The organism is Occallatibacter sp., assembly GCF_049510455.1.
Classification (GTDB): Bacteria; Acidobacteriota; Terriglobia; order Terriglobales; family Acidobacteriaceae; genus Telmatobacter.
Genome location: NZ_JBEKYX010000182.1, coordinates 1 through 3,581, shown reverse-complemented (window position 1 = coordinate 3,581; position 3,581 = coordinate 1). Strand labels below are relative to the sequence as shown.

The 3,581-nt window shown below is 55.8% G+C and carries 4 protein-coding genes and 1 pseudogene; all 5 read right to left on the bottom strand.

Features of this window, described 5'->3' with window-relative positions:
* Positions 1-717: SDR family NAD(P)-dependent oxidoreductase (locus tag ABSG47_RS20565; protein WP_424172344.1), on the bottom strand; the 717-nt coding region annotated here is incomplete at its 3' end.
* Between the two features lie 297 nt (positions 718-1,014).
* Positions 1,015-2,028, bottom strand: a complete 1,014-nt coding sequence (locus ABSG47_RS20560; protein ID WP_424172341.1) for an alpha/beta fold hydrolase — start codon at positions 2,026-2,028, stop codon at positions 1,015-1,017.
* Positions 2,029-2,216: 188 nt separating this feature from the next.
* Positions 2,217-2,408 (bottom strand): hypothetical protein, encoded by a 192-nt coding sequence (locus ABSG47_RS20555; RefSeq protein WP_424167185.1) that lies wholly within the window; start codon positions 2,406-2,408, stop codon positions 2,217-2,219.
* 81 nt (positions 2,409-2,489) lie between these two features.
* Complete coding sequence (locus ABSG47_RS20550) at positions 2,490-2,921, bottom strand: MmcQ/YjbR family DNA-binding protein (protein ID WP_424172339.1); 432 nt, start codon at positions 2,919-2,921, stop codon at positions 2,490-2,492.
* Positions 2,922-2,984: 63 nt separating this feature from the next.
* Positions 2,985-3,581: pseudogene (locus tag ABSG47_RS20545) on the bottom strand (carboxypeptidase-like regulatory domain-containing protein); the annotation flags it as partial.

Sequence of the window (3,581 nt, the reverse complement as noted above, 5' to 3'; positions counted from 1 at the left end):
ACCCGCAATCTCCCTCGGAGTCGCGGCACGCCCCACAGGAATCAGAGCCTTCGCCTTCGGCCCCAGCACAGGGTCCGCCAGCGTTCCGGCAGACATCTCCGTCTCCACCCACCCCGGCGCCACGCAGTTTACCTGGATCCCCTTTGGCGCAAGCTCACTCGACAGACTCTTGGTCAGACTGATCAGCGCGCCTTTCGTCACGGCATAGTCCGCATGGTACGCCTCGCCACGCTGCCCCGCCGTCGAACTGATCAGCACAATATGCCCTGCCGGTGCCTCAGGAGCAGGCCGCGCCTGAGCTTCCATCTGGCCAACAGCCGCCTGCACCAATCCAAACACTGAATCCAGATTCACTGCCATCGTCCGCCGCCACTGCGCCTCGTCCATCCGCGCAATCGGAGCGTCATGCGGAGGCCACACACCATGATTGACCACAAGAATATCCAGCCGTCCCAGCGCGGCCACAGCCTTCTGCACCAGCTCCCGGCCTTCAGCCGGCGAACTCAACTCCTGCTCAATCGCCACGGCGTGACCAGCTTTGGATCCAGCACCGCCGCACTCGCCCACCAGCGCCTCAGCCCGCTCCCGCGCCTGCCGGTAATTGAAGGCCACACACGCCCCAGCCTGCGCAAACAAGCGCACGGTCTCCGCGCCAATTCCGCGCGCCCCACCCGTAATCAGGGCCGTTTTTCCTGTCAGATCTAGACCCACTGCCATGAGCCAAAACTAAAGCCCGCACCGGCAGTGAGTAAAGAGACATGTAAACAGTGAAGCTTGAAGTTACAGGCAATCGTTGCAAAAGCGATTTCGCTTCGCGCGCCGGCAAATCCTCGTACCGGCAGCTGTGTATCCGAAAATTCAGCACTTGATTGTTGCGTCCGGATGCTTGATGAATGCTTTTCGCGTACAAGTTAAATGAAGCCAACAGCGTTTATGGGTACTGACCTTTCAAAGCGATCTTGGATGAGCGGATTCAGCAGCCTCTACTGAGTCTAGGCTAGCCACATATTGCGATCACTTTACCTGCGGGTACACTGCAGCGAGAAAATCTCTGATGTGTTTTTCAACCTCCGGCCCATTTGAGAGAAACACGAAGTGGTCCGCGTTCGGCAAGATCACCACCTTTGCGGACTTCAAATGCTCAAACGCCTTAGCTTGCGCGGCTGACTCTGCCTGATCAAGAGCAGCGAACTTGGCCTTCTTGTCTTCCGGCATCGTTGGCAGATGCGCGGTACTGTGAGGGCTTGCGAAAATCGCAAGGATAGGTACCTGAATATTGGTGTATTTTTGCTCACCCCTGATAACTGCAGGCGGCGCAAAGGGGATTGCAGGCGTTGTCCCTGCGTCTGGCGGATGTGGCATCAATTCAAGCTGTGTCTGAAACGTCTCAAGATCTTTCTGCACGAGCCTAATCTCAGAAAGAACGTTAGCCATTGCATCAGTCATGCTCTTCATATCTGCTCCCGATTGGGCGACGAGGAAAGCATCCAGAGCACGTTTCAAATCCTTGGAATCCAACTCGCGATCACCGAAGCTCGGTGAATAAAGCGCATAAGGATAACCTGCGTCTAGGTAGATGAGTCCGGTGACTTTGTCTGGAAATCGGCTCCCAATCGAACTCATTTCTTCACCGGCAATGGAGTGGCCAATGAGTACAGGTTGCTTCGTTCCAAGAGCATCCATCACCTTCAAAACGTCGTCTCCAAGCCGATCTGACACATAGTTAGAGTCAATGGGAAGTGGGGAGCTGGATGTGCCGAAGCCGCGCCGAGTGATTCCATAGACGTGATAATATGGCACGAATTTTGGGGCGAAATCGTCGAAGACGTGAGCTGTGTTTCCCAGCCCCGCGAGGAAAATGACTGGTGGACCGCTTCCACCCCAGTCAAGTACCTCAAGTTTCACGTTGGGCTCGACGTTGATGAATTGAACCTTATGTGGAGAAGAGTCTGGCTTAGGTAAAGGCTGCTGTGCGAACAGGATTGGCGGCGTAAGCGCAAGCCAGGCAAGGTGCAGGAAAGTTTTCATCAACGAAACTCCTAAGCGTTCGGGGACACAGTGCAATGTATTTGAGACGTCTACATTTGAGACGTCTACATAGGTGCAGGGGATAGCGAGTAGAGTCATCTTCGCTCGGCCAGCACTCGATCCGTAACGATATGTCGGTTTTTCGGAAGTGATGGATGGAAAATAGGAACGAGTTTCGTAACAACCTCTTAAACCGCCTTGAGCAGCCGCCCCGGCAAAAAGATAATCCCCTTCACCAGCTCCAGCACACCTTCCACGGTAATGCCCACAAGCCGAAAAGGAACCAGCAGCAGCCACACCAGCGGATACAGCACCAGCGCCAGCAAAGCCAGCGGCCAGCAAAAGAAGAACAACAGACACCAGAGCAGAAATTTAATCATCGTTCAATCCTTACCCGGTGCAGTCTTCTGCGCCAGCAATTACTCATACGATTTTTCTGTTCACTGTGTTCCATATTCTCTTTACTTGCTGCGGCGTTTCGACTTTCCACTACTCGCAGCCTCTTTATCCTTCAACACTTTCTTCTTCTCCCGCACCAGCCGGTCCCGCTCCTTCTCCGGCAGCTCCAGCGCAGTCTTCACGCGCTTCGGCAGCTTCTCATAAATCAGCGCATGGGCACGCTTCAACTCGTCCTCAAACTCCCGCGATCTGAGTACATTCCACCGCTCCACCGTCACCCAGTGAGCCCTCGCCATATAAGGCGCAGGAATGATCCCCTCCGTCTCCAGCAGCTCATGAAAGCGTTCAGCCCCGGCATGGAACCAAAGCACGCCCGTTCCCGTGCCGTCCACATCGGTTGTGGCAAACATCTTGCCGCCAATCTCGCGCGGGCCCACCCAGTAAACCAGCCGGTGACCCCAGTTCAACGTTTCCTCCGCATGGGGCAGCGCCATGCAGATCTCGCGAATGCGCTCATTGTCCATGCCAGCGAGTATAGGTCGCCCCAGCGGCGGAAATCACGGATTCAGTGAGGAGTCCTTGGGCAGCCTGGGAGTGAAGTGCTTGATTACAAACTCCTGCAGAATGTTCTGGCCCGCCTGTGTAGCTTTGCCAATTCCCAGGTTCCGCAGCGTGAGCCCAATGCTATTGCGGTCGTCGGCCGGGTAGTAGAGATTTGACAGGCCCGCCGAGCTCAAATCACCCATCAGACCCGAGTAGTTGAACTGCCTGCGCCCGTTATCTGCGCGGCAGATCACCGCTGAGCTGATGGCATACCAGATGCGCGAGCGGATTGTGCCCGTGCCTTTGTAAAAGTAGCGGGGGTCCTGATGGAAGATCGACGGAAAAATCGCGCCCGCAAGAAAGGTATCGGTAAGGCCGTCCCCATACGCCGCGGCATAGCGCTTGGCAAATCCGGAACCGCCCTGTCCCCAGGAAGCGGGCGTATTGCCGGACTGCTCGACTCCCGCCGTGATCCCCGTAAATACAAGCGTCATCGGATCAATCTGGCTGCGCCAGGCAAGCTGGAACTTCTGCTTTGGCGTCAGCGGAGCCGCATTCTTTGCATAGCTTATGTAGAAATTTGGGAAGACTCCCAGTATGCGCTGCTGCTC

What these genes read in the sequence shown, in the direction of transcription:
- ABSG47_RS20560 (WP_424172341.1), bottom strand. Translation starts at nt 2,028, where the DNA reads ATGAAAACTTTCCTGCACCTTGCCTGGCTTGCGCTTACGCCGCCAATC.
- ABSG47_RS20550 (WP_424172339.1), bottom strand. Translation starts at nt 2,921, where the DNA reads ATGGCGCTGCCCCATGCGGAGGAAACGTTGAACTGGGGTCACCGGCTG.
- ABSG47_RS20555 (WP_424167185.1), bottom strand. Translation starts at nt 2,408, where the DNA reads ATGATTAAATTTCTGCTCTGGTGTCTGTTGTTCTTCTTTTGCTGGCCG.